Consider the following 15,127-nt stretch of genomic DNA (forward strand, 5'->3'; position numbering starts at 1 on the left):
CAAGGGCGGCTGGTGCCGGAGGCGGGATATCCCTCACCTCAACCCACCGGGCGCCGGGCGCGCAACGCCTGGGCAAGCGTGCCTTCGTCGAGATAGTCCAGTTCGCCCCCCACCGGCAGGCCATGGGCCAGCTGGGTGAGGCGGATGGGATAATTTTCCAGCCGATCCGCGATATAATGCGCGGTCGTCTGGCCTTCCAGCGTGGCGTTCATCGCCAGCACCACCTCGTCCACCCCGCCGGCGGCGATGCGGCTGACGAGACGATCGATGGCGAGATCTTCCGGCCGCACGCCTTCCAGCGCCGAAAGCCGCCCGCCGAGCACGTGGAAGCGGCCGGGAAAGAGGCGCGAGCGTTCCAGCGCCCACAGGTCGGCCACCTCCTCCACCACGCAGAGCAGGCGCGCATCGCGGCGCGGGTCCGCGCAGATGGCGCAAGGATCGGTGGTGTCGACATTGCCGCATGTGCCGCAGGTCGCCAGCCGATCGTTCACCTGCTCCAGCGCGCGCAGCAACGGGGCGAGCGTCACCTCGCGCTTCTTGATGAGGTGGAGGACGGCACGGCGCGCGGACCGCGGCCCAAGGCCCGGCAACCGCGCCAAAGCCTGCGTCAATGCCTCGATTTCGGGAGATGCCATGCGGAACAGATAGGGAATTCGGATCGCCGCGTCACCCCGAACTTCGCAACGCCGTCCGTCATGGAAACTTGCCTTGGCGGCCCGCTATGCCCAAAGCGCGGAGCCATGCGTATCGCCTTCATGGGAACCCCCGACTTTGCCGTGCCGACGCTGGACGCGCTGGCCGCCGCCGGGCACGACATCGCCGCCGTCTATTGCCAGCCGCCGCGCCGTGCGGGCCGGGGCAAGGCCCTGTCCCCCTCCCCCGTGCACAGGCGGGCGGAGGAGATGGGGATCGCGGTGCGCCACCCCGCCAGCCTGAAAGGCGAGGAGGAGCAGGCGACCTTCGCGGCGCTGGACCTCGATGCCGCCGTGGTCGCGGCCTATGGGCTGATCCTGCCGCAGGCCATCCTCGCCGCGCCGAAGCTGGGCTGCCTCAACGTCCATGCCTCGCTGCTGCCGCGCTGGCGGGGTGCCGCGCCGATCCACCGCGCGATCCTGGCCGGGGATGCGCGGACCGGCGTGACGATCATGCAGATGGAGCGCGGGCTCGATACCGGGCCGATGCTGGCGACCGTGGAGACGGAGGTAAACGGCAAGACCGGCGGCGGCCTGACGGCGGAACTGGCGGAAAAGGGCGCGGCGCTGATGGTGGCGGTGCTCGCCGATATCGGCCGTTACCCGCCCGTCCCGCAGCCTGAAGAGGGCGTGACCTACGCGGCCAAGATCGACAAGGCCGAAGCACGGATCGATTTCGCGCAGGATGCCGCCGCGATCGAACGGCAGGTGCGCGCCTTCAACCCGGCGCCCGGCGCCTTCTTCGAGCATCAGGGGGAGCGCACCCGCGTGCTGGCCGCCGAAACCATCGATCGTGCGGGCACGCCCGGCACCGTGCTGGACGATACGCTGCTGATCGCCTGTGGCAACGGCGCGATCCGCCCCACGCAGATGCAGCGCGCCGGGCGCGGAGCGATGGCGGCGGCGGAGCTGCTGCGCGGCTTTTCCATCCCGGCCGGCACGGTGCTGGCATGACGCGGTTTCGGCTGACGGTGGAATTTGATGGCCGCCCCTTCATGGGCTGGCAGCGCCAGTCGCACGGGCCGAGCGTGCAGCAGGCGATCGAGGAGGCGGTGGAGCGCATCACCGGCGAGGTTACGGGCGTCCACGCCGCCGGCCGCACCGACGCCGGCGTGCATGCGGAGGCGATGGCCGCCCATGTCGATATCGCCCGCCCCTTCCAGCCCTTCCGCCTGATGGAGGCGCTGAACGCCCATCTCCGCCCCAATCCGATCGCGATCCTGGCGGCCGAAACGGTGGCGGACGATTGGCACGCGCGCTTTTCCTGCATCGGCCGGCGCTATTCCTACCGCATCGTCAACCGCCGCGCGCCGCTGGCGCTGGATGCGGGCCGCGCCTGGCATGTGGCGGTGCCGCTGGACGCGGAGGCGATGCACGCCGCCGCGCAACGGCTGGTCGGCCGGCACGATTTCACCACCTTCCGATCGGTGCACTGCCAGTCGGACAGCCCGGTCAAGACCTTGGATCGGCTGAACGTTTCCCGATATGGCGACGATATCGAAATCGAGGCCGCCGCCCGATCCTTCCTCCACCATCAGGTGCGGTCGATGGTCGGCTGCCTGATGCTGGTGGGCCGGGGCAAATGGACCGCCGACGATCTGAGCGACGCGCTGGAAGCCCGCGATCGCAACGCGCTCGGCCTGAACGCGCCGCCGGACGGCCTGTTCTTCATCGAGGCGAAATATCCGGAATAGGCGAAGGCCACAGACTGCATGGCCCGTATTAAGGCGACACCCGGCCGCGCACCTGCTACCGCAAGCGGGCCTATTCCGGCACGCGCGCCAGTCGCGCAGGAGAACATCATGTCGCGCGCCATCAATCTCAACGCCTCCCCGGCGGAAGTCCAAGCCATGTGCGACCGCCACCATGCGCGCGTTACCGCCATCGAAAGCCTGCTTTCCGGCGGCACCAGGGTCGTGCTGGCGAATGGCGATGCCGCCGCCATCATCACCAAATCCTTCGGCAGCAAGGTCATCAAGGGCAATGTGAAGCGCGTTCCCCTTGCGCTCGCCGGCCAGTGGGTGGCGTGAAGCGCGCGGCCGGGCCGCCCCTTTCCTGACGCGCCTTCGCTCAATCCAGCGGATGCCGCCCTAGCCGACCATCATTTCAATGGCCGGCGGGTGGCCCAGGAAGGCCGAGGGGCTGGCAGTGGCCCCGTAGGCGCCGGCCATGAACACGGCGACGATATCGCCCACCTCCGCGCGGGGCAGCAGCACCTTTTCGGCAAGCCGATCCAGCGGGGTGCAGAGGCAGCCGACGATGCTCGCCACCTCGGCCGCTTCCTCCGTGAAGCGGCTGGCGATGGCCACCGGATAGTTGCGGCGGACGACCGTGCCGAAATTGCCCGACGCCGCGAGCTGGTGATGAAGCCCGCCATCGGTGACGAGGAAGACCTCGCCATGGCTGATCTTCCGGTCGACGATGCGGGTCAGATAGACGCCCGCCTCTCCCACCAGCCAGCGGCCAAGCTCGATCGCGAACGCGCTTTGGGCAAGCGCCGCCGGGCGATCGGCCAGCCTTTCGCCCAGCGCCGCACCGATGGTGTCGATATCGAGCGGCTTTTCCGAGGGGAAATAGGGAATGCCGAAACCGCCGCCGAGATTGACGAGCGGCGGTAGCGCACCGACCTCCTCCGCCAGCCTTGCGGCGAGCGCGAGCGTGGCGGCCTGGGCCTCGATGATCGCGGCGGCATCCAGCGCCTGCGATCCGGCAAAGATGTGGAAGCCGCGCCAGTCCGCCCCGGCGGCGATCATGTCGCGGCAGAGCGCGGCCGCCTCCGCCTCGTCCACGCCGAAGGGCCGCGCGCCGCCGCCCATGCGCATGCCCGATCCCTTGATCTCGAAATCGGGGTTCACCCGCACGGCGAGCCTGGGCCGGATGCCGAGCCGGCCGGCAATGGCAATGGCGCGCCAGCCTTCGGCGGCGGATTCCAGGTTCAGGGTGACGCCGGCGGCGATCGCGGCCTCGAGTTCCCGATCGCGCTTGCCGGGGCCGGCAAAGGAGACGTGATCGGCAGCCATGCCGCTGGCAAGCGCGACGCCCATCTCGCCCGCCGAGGCGACGTCGAGGCCGTCCACCAGCCCCGCGAAGGCGGCGACGACATCCGGGTTCGGATTGGCCTTCATCGCATAATGGATCGCGACCTCGGCGGGCAGCGCGGCCCGAAGCGCGGCAACGCGCGCGGCCATGATCGCGCGGTCATAGACGAAGAGCGGCGTATCCCCGGCCTCGGCGACCAGCGCGGAGACGGGATGGCCGCCCACGGCAAGCTCGCCACCGATCGCCCGGTAATCGGCCGGGATGGTTCCCATCGGCTTCATGCCGCAAGCTCCGCCTTCAGGCCGGCGCGATCGACCTTGCCATTGGCGTTGCGGGGAAGATCCGCCCGCCAGACGATCGCGCGCGGCTGCATGAAATTGGGGAGATCCCGCTTCAGCGCATCGCGCAGCGCCGCCTCCTGCGCGGGATCGCCCCTGAGGACGAGGAGGATCGCCTCGCCCAGCCGATCGTCCGCCACGCCGATGGCGACGGCTTCCGCCGCAAGCCCGGTGGCGATGGCGGCTTCCTCCACCTCCGTCGGGCTGACGCGGTTGCCGGACGTCTTGATCATCTCGTCATCGCGGCCGACGAAGCGGAGCAGCCCCTCCCCGTCCACCGCTACCGTATCGCCGGACCAGACGGCGGTGCCGCCATGGCGCGAATGGGAGGGCGCGGGGCGGAAGCGGTGCGCGGTCCGCGCCTCATCGCGCCAATAGCCTTGCGCCACCAGCGGACCGGCATGGACCAGCTCGCCCGGCTCGCCGGCTTCGGTGGGGCTGCCGTCGGCGCGGACCACCATCACCTCGGCGAAGGGAATGGCGCGGCCAATGGATTCCGGGTGGGCATCGACCAGGGCGGGATCGAGATAGGTGGAACGGAACGCCTCCGTCAGCCCATACATCGAATAGAGATCGGCATTGGGGAAGAGCGCGCGCAGACGGCGGATCAGCGGCACCGGCAGGCGGCCGCCCGAATTGGTCAGGCGGCGCAGGCGGGCGGCGGTTTCGGCCGGCCAGTCCGCCTCGGCAAGCTGCACCCACAAGGGCGGCACGCCGGCCAGCGTGGTGATGGCGTGGCGTTCCACCGCGCGGATCACATCGCGCGCGGTGAGGTAATCGAGCGGGTGGACGCAGCCCCCCGCCGCCCAGGTGGAAAGCAGCTGGTTCTGGCCGTAATCGAAGCTGAAGGGCAGCACGGCGAGCGTGCGGTCATCCGGCCCAAGCCGCAGATAATGCGCGACGGAAACGGCGCCCAGCCACAGATTGGCGTGGCTCAGCATCACCCCCTTGGGCCGGCCGGTGGAGCCGGAGGTATAGAGGATGGCGGCCAGACCGGCCGGATCGGCCGAGGACGGCGGCAGGCCGGACTGGGCGGCGAGCGTGGCGGCGCCGGCCTCGTCCTCGATCAGCAGCGCGCAATCGGCGGGGCGGTCCCCCGGCTCCAGCGTCGCGACGCGGCTGGGGCCGGCGATCAGCAGCGCGGCCCCGCTATCGGCGAGGATGTGGGCAAGCTGGGCGCGCTTCAGCAGCGGATTGACGGGGACGTGGACGAAGCCGGCCCGCGCGCAGGCCAGCGGCAGCAGGCTCGCCAGCCGCGTCTTGGCCAGCCATGAGGCGACGCGCGCGCCGGGGGCGAGACCGCGATCGGCCAGCGCGCGGGCCAGCGCGCCCACCGCGCGATCGAGCCCCGTATAATCCAGCGCGCCAGCCCGATCGACCAGCGCCAGCGCATCGGCCGCGCCCATCAGCGGCAGATGATCGAGCGGGCGGGGATCGGGATTGGGATCGGTCGCGGGCACCCCTCATGCTCCTTCGCGCTGATGCTGGGCCGGAGGCGATAGCGCGCCCACGGCCCGGTGGAAACCCGGCCGATGCTTGTCCCGCGCGTGCGAAGCGGCTAGGCGACCGCCGTTCGGGTTCGCCAGAAGACGAGGAATTAGATGGTCGGCGATGGGATCGATGTCGAAACGGCGGTTCGCGGCGTGCTGGGCGACGTGCTCGGGCTGGGCGATGCGCGCACGGCCGCGCTCGAACCCGGAACGCCGCTGTTCGGCGCCATGCCGGAACTCGATTCGATGGCGGTGGCCGGCCTGCTGACCGAGCTGGAGGACCGGCTGGGCATCATCATCGACGATGACGAGGTGGACGGCGAGCTGCTGGAAAGCTTCGGCGCGCTGGTGGCCTTCGCCAAGGCCAAGGTGGCGAAGGCGGCCTGAGGCCGCCTCCCCCCATATCCTCAGGCCGCGACCGTGGCCTTCGCCTCGAAATCGGCATGGGCCAGGAAGCGTTCCGCATCCAGCGCCGCCATGCAGCCCGTGCCCGCCGCCGTCACCGCCTGGCGATAGACCTTGTCCATCACATCGCCGCAGGCGAACACGCCGGCCACGCTGGTCCGCGTGCTGCCCGGCTCCACCGCGATATAGCCGTCGCTGTCGAGCGCGATATGGCCGCGGAAGAGATCGGTGGCCGGCGAATGGCCGATCGCGACGAAGCCGCCGTCGACATCGAGGCTGCTGACCTCCCCCGTCACCGTATCGCGCAGCGAGAGCGCGACGAGGCCCTCGGGATCGCCGCCGCCCACGAACTCCGCGACTTCCTTGTTCCACAGCACCTTGATGCGCGGATGGGCGAAAAGGCGGTCTTGGAGAATCTTTTCCGCGCGCAGCGAATCGCGGCGGTGGATCAGCGTCACGTCCGGGCTGTGGTTGGTCATGTAGATTGCTTCCTCCACCGCGGTGTTGCCGCCGCCGATCACCGCGACCTTCTTGCCGCGATAGAAGAAGCCGTCGCAGGTGGCACAGGCGGAAACGCCCTTGCCCTGCAGCTTCAGCTCGCTGGGCAGGCCCAGCCAGCGCGCCTGGGCGCCGGTGGCGATCACCACCGTATCGCCTTCATAGACGGTGCCGCTGTCGCCGACGAGGCGGAAGGGACGCTTCGAGAAATCGACCTCGACGATCGTGTCCCACATCATCCGCGCGCCGACATGCTCGGCCTGGCGCTGCATCTGCTCCATCAGCCACGGGCCCTGGATGACGTCCGCGAAGCCCGGATAATTCTCCACATCGGTGGTGATGGTCAGCTGGCCGCCCGGCTGGATGCCCTGCAGCACGATCGGCGCCATCCCGGCGCGCGCGGCATAGATCGCCGCCGAAAGGCCGGCCGGCCCCGAACCGAGGATGAGCATGCGGGTGGAATGGGTCGCGGTCATGGATCGCCTTTGCTCGTGAATCTCAATATCTCGCGCCCGAGATAGGGCGTGGGGGGGCCACACCGCAAGGAATGGAAATTCTCGCGGCCCGGAAAGGCTGGCTCGGGCGCCGGCCGGAAAACATCGCTGGAAGGAGGAAGGAAGCGTGGTGGGCGCGACAGGGATTGAACCTGTGACCCCACCCGTGTGAAGGGTGTGCTCTACCGCTGAGCTACGCGCCCACGCTTCGCTTGAGGCCGATCATCGGGGCCAGCGGAGCTGGCGATCGGCGTTGCGGGGAGGCGCTTAGGCGGTCGCCGCGGACTTGTCCAGCCCCATCGGCGAGATATCCCCAGATCATCGCGACATCGCGCGATCGCGGAGAAGCGGCCGGCCCGATCCCCACCGGGCCGGCCCCGATCCTTAGTTGACCGCGTCCTTCAGGCCCTTGCCCGCCTTGAACTTCGGCTGGCTGGACGCCTTGATCTTCATCGGCTCGCCGGTGCGCGGGTTGCGGCCGGTGGATGCCTTGCGCTTGGAGACCGAGAAGGTGCCGAAGCCGACGAGGCGAACCTCATCCCCCTTCTTGAGCGCGCCGCTGATCGTATCGAAAACCCCTTCCACGGCCTTCGAAGCGTCGTTCTTGCTGAGGCCTGTCGCCTCGGCGACCGACGCGATCAGTTCTTGCTTGTTCATGCCCGAGGAACCCCCTTGAATAAGGTGCGATTATTTGAGTCGCGGCCAAGGCCGGGCGCGCATCTAAGAACAGCGCCGATAGGCGTGTCAAAAGGAAAGCGCGCCTAAATAGCGGGTTTTTCGAGGTTCGGGCCGATTTGGCGCGGCTCGATTCGGTGCCGGAGCGAAAAAAGAAAGGCGGCGACCCGGTAAAAACCGGATCGCCGCCCCTCGTTCGCCTTGGCGAATCAGTGGTGAATCGCAGCCCCGGCCTCGCCGGCAAGATGCGGCACGGGCGGCGCGGCCAGATCGTCCGCCTCCGTCCAGTCGATCGGCGAAACCGGCTGGGCCAGCGCCAGCGCCAGCACCTCATCGACATGCTTGACCGGCGTGATCTTCAGCCCTTCGCGGATATTGGCGGGGATTTCCGCCAGATCCTTCTCATTCTCCTGCGGGATCATCACGTGGGTGATGCCGCCGCGCAGCGCCGCCAGCAGCTTTTCCTTAAGGCCGCCGATCGGCAGCACCCGGCCGCGCAGCGTGACTTCGCCCGTCATCGCCACCTCGCGCCGCACCGGAATGCCGGTGAGCGTGGAGACGATCGCGGTGACGATGCCGATGCCGGCGGAAGGGCCGTCCTTGGGCACCGCGCCCTCGGGCAGGTGGATATGCACGTCCTTGCGGCCGAACAGGCTGGGCTTGATGCCATAAGCCGGCGCGCGGGCCTTCACGAAGGAGAAGGCGGCCTGCACCGATTCCTTCATCACGTCGCCCAGCTTGCCGGTGGTGGCGATGGCGCCCTTGCCCGGCACGGTGACGGCCTCGATCGTCAGCAGCTCGCCACCGACTTCCGTCCAGGCGAGGCCGGTGACGGCGCCGATCTGGTCCTCCTCCTCGCCCACGCCGAAGCGGAACTTGCGGACGCCGGCGAACTCGGAAAGATTTTCGGGCGTGATCTCGACCGTTTCGGCCTTGCCTTCGAGGATGCGGCGCAGCGCCTTGCGGGCGAGCTTCGCGATCTCCCGCTCCAGCGTTCGGACGCCGGCTTCGCGGGTATAATAGCGGATCAGGTCGCGCAGGCCGGCGTCGGTGAGGATGAACTCACCGGCCTTCAGCCCATGCGCCTCGATCTGCTTGGCGATCAGGTGCGCCTTCGCGATCTCGACCTTCTCGTCCTCGGTATAGCCTTCGAGCCGGATGATCTCCATGCGGTCGAGCAGCGGCTGCGGCAGGTTCAGCGAGTTGGCGGTGGTGACGAACATCACGTCCGACAGGTCGACATCGACCTCCAGATAATGATCCTGGAACTTGCTGTTCTGCTCCGGGTCGAGCACCTCCAGCAACGCGGACGCGGGATCGCCCCGGAAATCCTGGCCGAGCTTGTCGATCTCGTCGAGCAGGAAGAGCGGGTTGGACGTGCCCGCCTTCTTGAGGTTGGTGACGACCTTGCCCGGCAGCGAGCCGATATAGGTGCGGCGATGGCCGCGGATCTCGGCCTCGTCGCGCACGCCGCCCAGCGACTGGCGCACGAATTCGCGCCCCGTCGCCTTCGCGATCGAGCGGCCGAGCGAGGTCTTGCCCACGCCGGGCGGGCCGACGAGGCACAGGATCGGCCCCTTCAGCTTGTTGGTGCGCGCCTGGACCGCGAGATATTCGACGATCCGCTCCTTCACCTTCTCCAGCCCGTAATGATCGGCATCAAGCACGGCCTGGGCGACGGCGATATCCTTCTTGAGCTTCGACTTCTTGCCCCAGGGCAGGCCGAGCAGCACATCCAGATAATTGCGGACGACGGTCGCTTCGGCCGACATCGGCGCCATGGTGCGCAGCTTCTTCAGCTCCGCATTCGCCTTTGCGCGGGCCTCCTTCGAAAGCTTGAGCTTGGTGATCTTCTGCGCCAGCTCGGCCAGCTCGTCGCCGCCCTCGCCTTCCTCGGCATTGCCCAGCTCGCGCTGGATCGCCTTGAGCTGCTCGTTCAGATAATATTCGCGCTGGGTCTTCTCCATCTGCCGCTTCACGCGGCTGCGGATCTTCTTTTCCACCTGGAGGACGCCCAACTCGCCTTCCATGAAGGCGAAGGCCATTTCGAGCCGCTTGGCGGGATCGAGCTCGACGAGCAGGGTCTGCTTATCGGCGACCTTGATGTTGATGTTGGACGACACCGCGTCGGCCAGCCGCGCCGGATCCTCGATCTGGCTGAGCTGGACGGCGGTTTCGGCCGGCATCTTCTTGTTGAGCTTCGCGTAATTTTCGAACTGCTCGACCACCGAGCGCATCAGCGCCGCGATCTCGTCACCCTCGGCCGGCTGATCGTCGATCAGGTCCACCGAGGCGGTCAGATGATCGCCGTCGGCATCGAGCGTGGCGAGCGCTGCGCGCTGGCGTCCCTCCACCAGCACGCGCACGGTGCCGTCGGGCAGCTTCAGGAGCTGGAGAACGGTGGCGACGACGCCGATATCGTAGAGCGCGTCGCGATCGGGATCATCCTCGGACGGGTCGAGCTGGGCGACCAGGAAGATCGCCTTGTCCGCCGCCATCGCGCTTTCCAGCGCGGCCACCGATTTGTCGCGCCCCACGAAGAGCGGAACGATCATCTGCGGGAACACGACGATGTCGCGCAGCGGCAGGACGGGGAGGATTTCGGTCATGCAAACTCCGATGCGGGGCGGAAAGGTCGAGGCCGCCCGCGTGATTCCTTGGTCACTTATCTGTTATATATATGGGCGCGGCGCCGTCCCGCATCAACGGGCGCACGGAATCCTCTTCATATCGGGTCTGAAACAAAATCCTTCCGCGGCGATAATCTCCTTGTGTCGCAGCGTCTTGGTGCGGGGAAGGCGGCGGCGCCCTCCCCCGCCCGCCTCAGTGCCGCGTCTGCGTCATCCGATCGACCCAGGCGATGCCCAGCGCGGAGAGGATGAAGGCCATGTGGATGATCGCCTGCCACATCACGCCTGTCTCCGTGACGCGCGCGCCGGGCATGCCGATGGCGCTCGCCTCGATGAAGGTCCGCAGCAGATGGATGGAGGAGATGCCGATGATCGCCATGGCGAGCTTGACCTTCAGCACGCCCGAATTGACGTGGCTCAGCCATTCGGGGTTGTCCGGGTGCCGTTCCAGCCGCAGCCGCGAGACGAAGGTTTCATAACCGCCGACGATCACCATCACCAGCAGGTTGGATATCATCACCACGTCGATCAGGCCGAGCACGACGAGCATGATCTGCTGCTCCCCGAAATCGGCGGCGTGGGTGACGAGGTGCCACAACTCCTTGAGGAACAGGAAGACATAGACGCATTGCGCGACGATCAGCCCGACATAGAGCGGAAGCTGCAGCCAGCGCGACGAGAAGATCAGCAACGGCAGCGGCCGGAGCCGCGCGGGGGTTTCGATCGGGGGCGTGGAATCGGGAAGACTGGCCATCGGTCCTTGGAAACATGGTTGACGGGATGGACACCCTGTAGAGGCCATCCGCGCCGGTTTCTGTTTCAAAGCTTTGCGGGCGGGTTCATCCGCGCCGGCCGGGCTTCGGGCGGCCACGGCGCATCGATGCTCGGGCAAGCGGGAGAACGCGCCCCCCCAAAAAAACCGTCACCCCGGACTTGGTCCGGGGTCCACCGTGCGGCAGGCGCCGAAGCCCGAGGTCCCACGCCATTGTTCGTGGAGAGATGGACCCCGGATCAAGTCCGGGGTGACGGGTTTTTTGGACGCGCCGTCATGCCCCCCCCCCGTCACATCTGAACCCCAGCACCGGCCCCACGGACACCCACCGGCGCCGCCAAAGCCGGGACGCAGTAACCCGAACCCCGCCCCTACCGTTCCGGGCGCAGGCGATCGTCGGCCAGGTCGCTGAACTTGGTGAACTTGCTCTCGAACTTCAGCGTCACCGTCGCGGTGGCGCCGTGGCGGTTCTTGGCGATGACAAGCTCGGCCAGGCCGTGGGCATCGGCCATCCGCTTCTGCCAGGTATCGAAGGCGGAAACCGCGCCGGCATCGTCGCCGGCATCGACCGAGGCTTCCTTCGGTTTCTCGAAATTGATGTAATATTCCTCGCGATAGACGAACCAGACGATATCGGCGTCCTGCTCGATCGATCCGGATTCGCGCAGGTCCGAAAGCTGCGGCCGCTTGTTCTCGCGGCTTTCGACCGCGCGGCTGAGCTGGGAGAGCGCGATCACCGGAACGTGCAGTTCCTTGGCGAGCTGCTTGAGGCCGCGGCTGATTTCCGAAATTTCCTGCACGCGGTTGCCGTCACGCGAATTGCCGGAGCCCTGGAGGAGCTGGAGATAGTCGACCACGATCAGGTCGATACCACGCTGGCGCTTCAGCCGGCGGGCGCGGGTGCGCAGCGCCGCGATGGTGAGACCGGGCGTGTCGTCGATATAGAGCGGCAGATTCTCCAGCTCCGCCGCCGCGCGGGCGAGGTTGCGGAAATCCTGGTGGCTGATGTCGCCCATGCGCAGCTTCTGCGAGCTGATCTCCGCCTGTTCGGACAGGATACGGGTGGCGAGCTGGTCCGCCGACATTTCGAGGCTGAAGAAGGCGACGCCGGCGCCCACCGACCTGGCATCGGGGATGCCGTCCTCCCGGTCGCGCACGCGGCGTATCGCGGCGCTGAAGGCGATGTTGGTGGCGAGCGAGGTCTTGCCCATACCGGGGCGGCCGGCGAGGATGATGAGGTCCGAACGGTGGAGGCCGCCGATCCGGCTGTTCACGCTATCGAGGCCGGTGGTGATGCCGGAGACATGGCCGCCCGAATTGAGCGCGCGCTCGGCATTTTCGACCGCCAGCTTGGTGGCCTGGCCGAAGCTCTTGACGCTGCCCTGCTCGCCGCCTTCCTCCGCCACGCGGTAGAGCGCGACCTCGGCCGCCTCGATCTGGCTCTTGGGATCGACCGACTCGCTGGTGTCGAGCGCGTTTTCCACCATGTTGCGGCCGACGCCGATCAGTTCGCGCAGCAGCGCGAGATCGTAGATCTGGGTCGCGAAATCGCGCGCGCCGATCAGCGCGGCGCCGCTGCCGGTCAATTGCGCGAGATAGCCGGGGCCGCCCAGCTCGCGCATCGCCTCGTCCCCTTCGAACATCGGACGGAGCGTGACGGGGTTGGCGACCATGTTGCGATCGACCAGCTTGAGGATCGCATCATAGACGCGGCCATGAACGGGTTCGAAGAAATGATCCGAACGCAGGCGGACCTGCACGTCCTCGCACAGGCGGTTATCGATCATCAGCGCGCCGAGGAGGGCGGCTTCCGCCTCCACGTTGCGCGGCAATTCGGCGGCATCCGCGGAAGCCGCGGGCATCAATCGGACAGGTTCGGCCATGGCGCGCATCATCGCCGATGCGGGCCGCCGCGACAATCGGAAAGGCGAGTCCCTCCCGCGAAATGCGGACGAACCTCAACCTTGCAATGCCTATGGCATGGCAGGATAATATAAGCATGACTACGAATAGCCCCGACATGCCGGCCAATGTCCCGGAAAGCATCGGATTGCTGCTGCACGATACGGCGCGCGCCTTCCGCTACCGCTTCGACGCGCGGGCGCGCGGGCTGGGGGTGACGCGCCAGCAATGGCGCGCCTTGTTCCACATCTCCCGCAACGAAGGGCTGAACCAGGCCGAACTGGCCGACCGGCTGGAGGTGGAGCGGATCACGCTCTGCCGCATGGTCGATCGGCTGGCCGAGGCCGGGCTGGTCGAACGCCGCGCCGATCCGCGCGACCGGCGGGTATGGCGGCTCCATCTGCTGCCCGCCGCCCATGCCATCGTCGATCGGCTGGAGGCGCTGGGCAAGGAAGTGGAAGGCGAGGTTCTGGCCACATTGACGAAGGATGAGCGAAACCAGCTGGTTGACAGCCTGGAACGGCTCCGCGAGGCGCTGCGCGAGAAAGACGGGCGCCCCGGCGACGCGCGAAAGCAGGTAGCATGAACGACATGACATCGATCAAGGCGGACGGCGCGGCCGAGGTGGCGCGCAAGGCCCGGTCGCGCTGGCGGTGGCCGCTGATGCTTTCCGTTCCGGCCGTGATCCTGGCCGGCGGCGGCTGGCTGTGGGCGACGAGCGGGCGGAGCGTTTCGACCGACAACGCCCAGGTGGGCGCCGACATCATCAGCATATCGCCGGAGGTGGGCGGCCGGATCGTCGAGGTGGCGGTGCGCGAGAATCAGCGGGTGAAGAAGGGCGACCTGCTGTTCCGCATCGATCCCGAACCCTATCGCATCGCGCTGGCCCAGGCGGAGGCGGACGTGGGCAATGCCCGCATCCAGGTGAACGAGATGTCGAGCACCTTCGTCTCCAAGGAGGCGGATATCGGGGCGATGGCATCGGACGTGCAGCTCGCCCAGGAGAATTTCGCGCGGCAGAAGGACCTGCTGGACAAGGGCTTCACCACCCGCGCCGCCTATGACGCGGCACGCGCGGCGCTGGCATCGGCCGAGGCGAAGCGCGCGGTGGCGTCCGCCGACGCCAATGCCGCCCGCGCCAAGCTGGGCACCGCCGGCGCCGGCCTGCATCCGCAGATCGCCGCCGCCATCGCCGCGCGCGACAAGGCCGCGCTGGACCTCGCCCGCACCGAGATCCGCGCGCCGGCCGACGGCGTGATCGTGCAGGTGGACAAGCTGCAGCCCGGCTCGATGGCGATCGCGTCGCTGACCAGCGCGACGCTGGTTGCGGGCGGCAATTACTGGGTGGACGCCAATTTCAAGGAAACCCAGCTCGCCCATGTCCGCGTCGGCCAGAAGGCGGAGATCGCCTTCGACGCGATGGACGGCAAGGCGTGCGCCGCCCATGTCGCCAGCATCGGATCGGGCACGGGATCGCAATTCTCGATGCTGCCGGCCCAGAATGCCACGGGCAATTGGGTGAAGGTCACCCAGCGCGTGCCCGTGCGGCTGAAGCTGGACTGCACGCCCGATCGCCCGCTGGTGGCGGGATCGAGCGCGGACGTCACCGTCCACGTGCGGAGCTGAGGGGCGGGGAGGCCCGCCTCCCCCCTCCTCCGCCCTTTGCGATTCGCCGGCCGCTCGGATAACAGCGGGCGGGACACCTATGGCCGATCCGCGCATCATCGCCGTCGATCTCGACGACAAGACGATCATCTGGCGCAATGCCGATGTCGAGCAGGAACGGCGGATCGCGATCTTCGATCTGCTGGAGGGCAATCATTTCCATCCCCAGCGGGATTATCCGCAAGGCTATGCCGGCCCCTACCGCATTCGCCTGCGGGTGGAGGAAGGGCGGCTGGCGATCGACATTTCGAGCGCGGACGGCCAGCTCCTGGAAACGCTGATCCTGGGGCTTGCGCGGTTCCGCCGGCCCATCAAGGATTATTTCGCGATCTGCGACAGTTATTACCAGGCGATCCGCCAGGCCACGCCCCAGCAGATCGAGACGGTGGACATGGCGCGGCGGGGCATCCACAACGAGGCGGCGGATCTGCTGATGGAACGTTTGCGGGGGAAGATCGACGTGGATTTCGATACGGCGCGGCGCCTGTTCACGCTGATCTGCGTGCTGCATATCCGGGGTTGAGGAC

Annotated in this window: 15 protein-coding genes and 1 tRNA gene; 7 read left to right on the forward strand and 9 right to left on the reverse strand. The window is 67.8% G+C overall.

Features of this window, described 5'->3' with window-relative positions:
• Positions 1-38: 38 nt before the first annotated feature.
• Complete coding sequence (gene recR, locus BHE75_RS13735; protein ID WP_015457341.1) at positions 39-635, reverse strand: recombination mediator RecR; 597 nt, start codon at positions 633-635, stop codon at positions 39-41.
• A 105-nt stretch (positions 636-740) separates the two neighbouring features.
• Between recR and fmt the strand changes: the two genes are divergently transcribed.
• The 3 genes from fmt to BHE75_RS13750 all read left to right on the forward strand — a co-directional run bounded on the left by fmt (position 741) and on the right by BHE75_RS13750 (position 2,722).
• Positions 741-1,646: a methionyl-tRNA formyltransferase gene (fmt, locus tag BHE75_RS13740; RefSeq protein WP_070934234.1), complete on the forward strand. Its 906-nt coding sequence runs from the start codon at positions 741-743 to the stop codon at positions 1,644-1,646.
• The gene (gene truA / locus BHE75_RS13745; RefSeq protein ID WP_070934235.1) at positions 1,643-2,386 is read left to right on the forward strand and encodes a tRNA pseudouridine(38-40) synthase TruA; all 744 of its coding nucleotides are present in this window, start codon (positions 1,643-1,645) and stop codon (positions 2,384-2,386) included. The genes fmt and truA overlap by 4 nt, the downstream gene beginning before the upstream one ends.
• Before the next feature lie 108 nt (positions 2,387-2,494).
• A complete protein-coding gene (locus BHE75_RS13750; protein WP_015457344.1) occupies positions 2,495-2,722 on the forward strand; it encodes a hypothetical protein in 228 nt (75 codons plus the stop codon).
• 60 nt (positions 2,723-2,782) lie between these two features.
• On the opposite strand, the gene BHE75_RS13755 is transcribed toward BHE75_RS13750, so the two are convergent.
• Positions 2,783-4,012, reverse strand: a complete 1,230-nt coding sequence (locus BHE75_RS13755; protein ID WP_070934236.1) for a pyridoxal-dependent decarboxylase, exosortase A system-associated — start codon at positions 4,010-4,012, stop codon at positions 2,783-2,785.
• Positions 4,009-5,475 carry an acyl-CoA ligase (AMP-forming), exosortase A system-associated gene (locus BHE75_RS13760; RefSeq protein ID WP_070935890.1) on the reverse strand — a complete coding sequence of 489 codons (1,467 nt, stop codon included), beginning with the start codon at positions 5,473-5,475 and terminating at the stop codon, positions 4,009-4,011. The genes BHE75_RS13755 and BHE75_RS13760 overlap by 4 nt, the downstream gene beginning before the upstream one ends.
• Positions 5,476-5,670: 195 nt before the next feature.
• On the opposite strand from BHE75_RS13760, the gene BHE75_RS13765 reads away from it, so the two are divergent.
• Positions 5,671-5,946 carry an acyl carrier protein gene (locus tag BHE75_RS13765; protein WP_015457347.1) on the forward strand — a complete coding sequence of 92 codons (276 nt, stop codon included), beginning with the start codon at positions 5,671-5,673 and terminating at the stop codon, positions 5,944-5,946.
• 20 nt (positions 5,947-5,966) lie between these two features.
• On the opposite strand, the gene trxB is transcribed toward BHE75_RS13765, so the two are convergent.
• From trxB to BHE75_RS13795, 6 genes are all read right to left on the reverse strand, one after another.
• Positions 5,967-6,938 carry a thioredoxin-disulfide reductase gene (gene trxB / locus BHE75_RS13770; protein WP_070934237.1) on the reverse strand — a complete coding sequence of 324 codons (972 nt, stop codon included), beginning with the start codon at positions 6,936-6,938 and terminating at the stop codon, positions 5,967-5,969.
• 146 nt (positions 6,939-7,084) lie between these two features.
• Positions 7,085-7,159, reverse strand: a tRNA-Val gene (locus BHE75_RS13775).
• Positions 7,160-7,340: 181 nt separating this feature from the next.
• Entirely contained in the window at positions 7,341-7,613 is a 273-nt protein-coding gene (locus BHE75_RS13780) for an HU family DNA-binding protein (RefSeq protein WP_015457349.1), read from the reverse strand.
• Between the two features lie 227 nt (positions 7,614-7,840).
• Positions 7,841-10,240, reverse strand: coding sequence for an endopeptidase La (gene lon, locus BHE75_RS13785; RefSeq protein WP_015457350.1), 2,400 nt, complete (start codon positions 10,238-10,240; stop codon positions 7,841-7,843).
• Between the two features lie 214 nt (positions 10,241-10,454).
• Positions 10,455-11,015, reverse strand: a complete 561-nt coding sequence (locus BHE75_RS13790; protein WP_070934238.1) for a TIGR00645 family protein — start codon at positions 11,013-11,015, stop codon at positions 10,455-10,457.
• Between the two features lie 389 nt (positions 11,016-11,404).
• Positions 11,405-12,916: a replicative DNA helicase gene (locus tag BHE75_RS13795; RefSeq protein WP_015457353.1), complete on the reverse strand. Its 1,512-nt coding sequence runs from the start codon at positions 12,914-12,916 to the stop codon at positions 11,405-11,407.
• 116 nt (positions 12,917-13,032) lie between these two features.
• On the opposite strand from BHE75_RS13795, the gene BHE75_RS13800 reads away from it, so the two are divergent.
• From BHE75_RS13800 to BHE75_RS13810, 3 genes are all read left to right on the forward strand, one after another.
• A complete protein-coding gene (locus BHE75_RS13800; protein WP_236626840.1) occupies positions 13,033-13,521 on the forward strand; it encodes a MarR family winged helix-turn-helix transcriptional regulator in 489 nt (162 codons plus the stop codon).
• Complete coding sequence (locus BHE75_RS13805; protein ID WP_070934239.1) at positions 13,518-14,561, forward strand: HlyD family secretion protein; 1,044 nt, start codon at positions 13,518-13,520, stop codon at positions 14,559-14,561. Before BHE75_RS13800 ends, BHE75_RS13805 begins: the two co-directional genes overlap by 4 nt.
• Positions 14,562-14,640: 79 nt before the next feature.
• Complete coding sequence (locus BHE75_RS13810; protein ID WP_015457356.1) at positions 14,641-15,123, forward strand: UPF0262 family protein; 483 nt, start codon at positions 14,641-14,643, stop codon at positions 15,121-15,123.
• The last annotated feature ends 4 nt before the right edge of the window (positions 15,124-15,127 follow it).

Origin of the sequence: Edaphosphingomonas haloaromaticamans, from assembly GCF_001853345.1 — a bacterium.
Lineage (GTDB): Bacteria > Pseudomonadota > Alphaproteobacteria > Sphingomonadales > Sphingomonadaceae > Sphingomonas_E > Sphingomonas_E fennica.

Bases quoted from the DNA above. Each gene is read 5' to 3' on its own strand.
- recR (WP_015457341.1), bottom strand. From the start codon at position 635: ATGGCATCTCCCGAAATCGAGGCATTGACGCAGGCTTTGGCGCGGTTG.
- fmt (WP_070934234.1), top strand. From the start codon at position 741: ATGCGTATCGCCTTCATGGGAACCCCCGACTTTGCCGTGCCGACGCTG.
- truA (WP_070934235.1), top strand. From the start codon at position 1,643: ATGACGCGGTTTCGGCTGACGGTGGAATTTGATGGCCGCCCCTTCATG.
- BHE75_RS13750 (WP_015457344.1), top strand. From the start codon at position 2,495: ATGTCGCGCGCCATCAATCTCAACGCCTCCCCGGCGGAAGTCCAAGCC.
- BHE75_RS13755 (WP_070934236.1), bottom strand. From the start codon at position 4,012: ATGAAGCCGATGGGAACCATCCCGGCCGATTACCGGGCGATCGGTGGC.
- BHE75_RS13760 (WP_070935890.1), bottom strand. From the start codon at position 5,475: ATGGGCGCGGCCGATGCGCTGGCGCTGGTCGATCGGGCTGGCGCGCTG.
- BHE75_RS13765 (WP_015457347.1), top strand. From the start codon at position 5,671: ATGGTCGGCGATGGGATCGATGTCGAAACGGCGGTTCGCGGCGTGCTG.
- trxB (WP_070934237.1), bottom strand. From the start codon at position 6,938: ATGACCGCGACCCATTCCACCCGCATGCTCATCCTCGGTTCGGGGCCG.
- BHE75_RS13780 (WP_015457349.1), bottom strand. From the start codon at position 7,613: ATGAACAAGCAAGAACTGATCGCGTCGGTCGCCGAGGCGACAGGCCTC.
- lon (WP_015457350.1), bottom strand. From the start codon at position 10,240: ATGACCGAAATCCTCCCCGTCCTGCCGCTGCGCGACATCGTCGTGTTC.
- BHE75_RS13790 (WP_070934238.1), bottom strand. From the start codon at position 11,015: ATGGCCAGTCTTCCCGATTCCACGCCCCCGATCGAAACCCCCGCGCGG.
- BHE75_RS13795 (WP_015457353.1), bottom strand. From the start codon at position 12,916: ATGGCCGAACCTGTCCGATTGATGCCCGCGGCTTCCGCGGATGCCGCC.
- BHE75_RS13800 (WP_236626840.1), top strand. From the start codon at position 13,033: ATGACTACGAATAGCCCCGACATGCCGGCCAATGTCCCGGAAAGCATC.
- BHE75_RS13805 (WP_070934239.1), top strand. From the start codon at position 13,518: ATGAACGACATGACATCGATCAAGGCGGACGGCGCGGCCGAGGTGGCG.
- BHE75_RS13810 (WP_015457356.1), top strand. From the start codon at position 14,641: ATGGCCGATCCGCGCATCATCGCCGTCGATCTCGACGACAAGACGATC.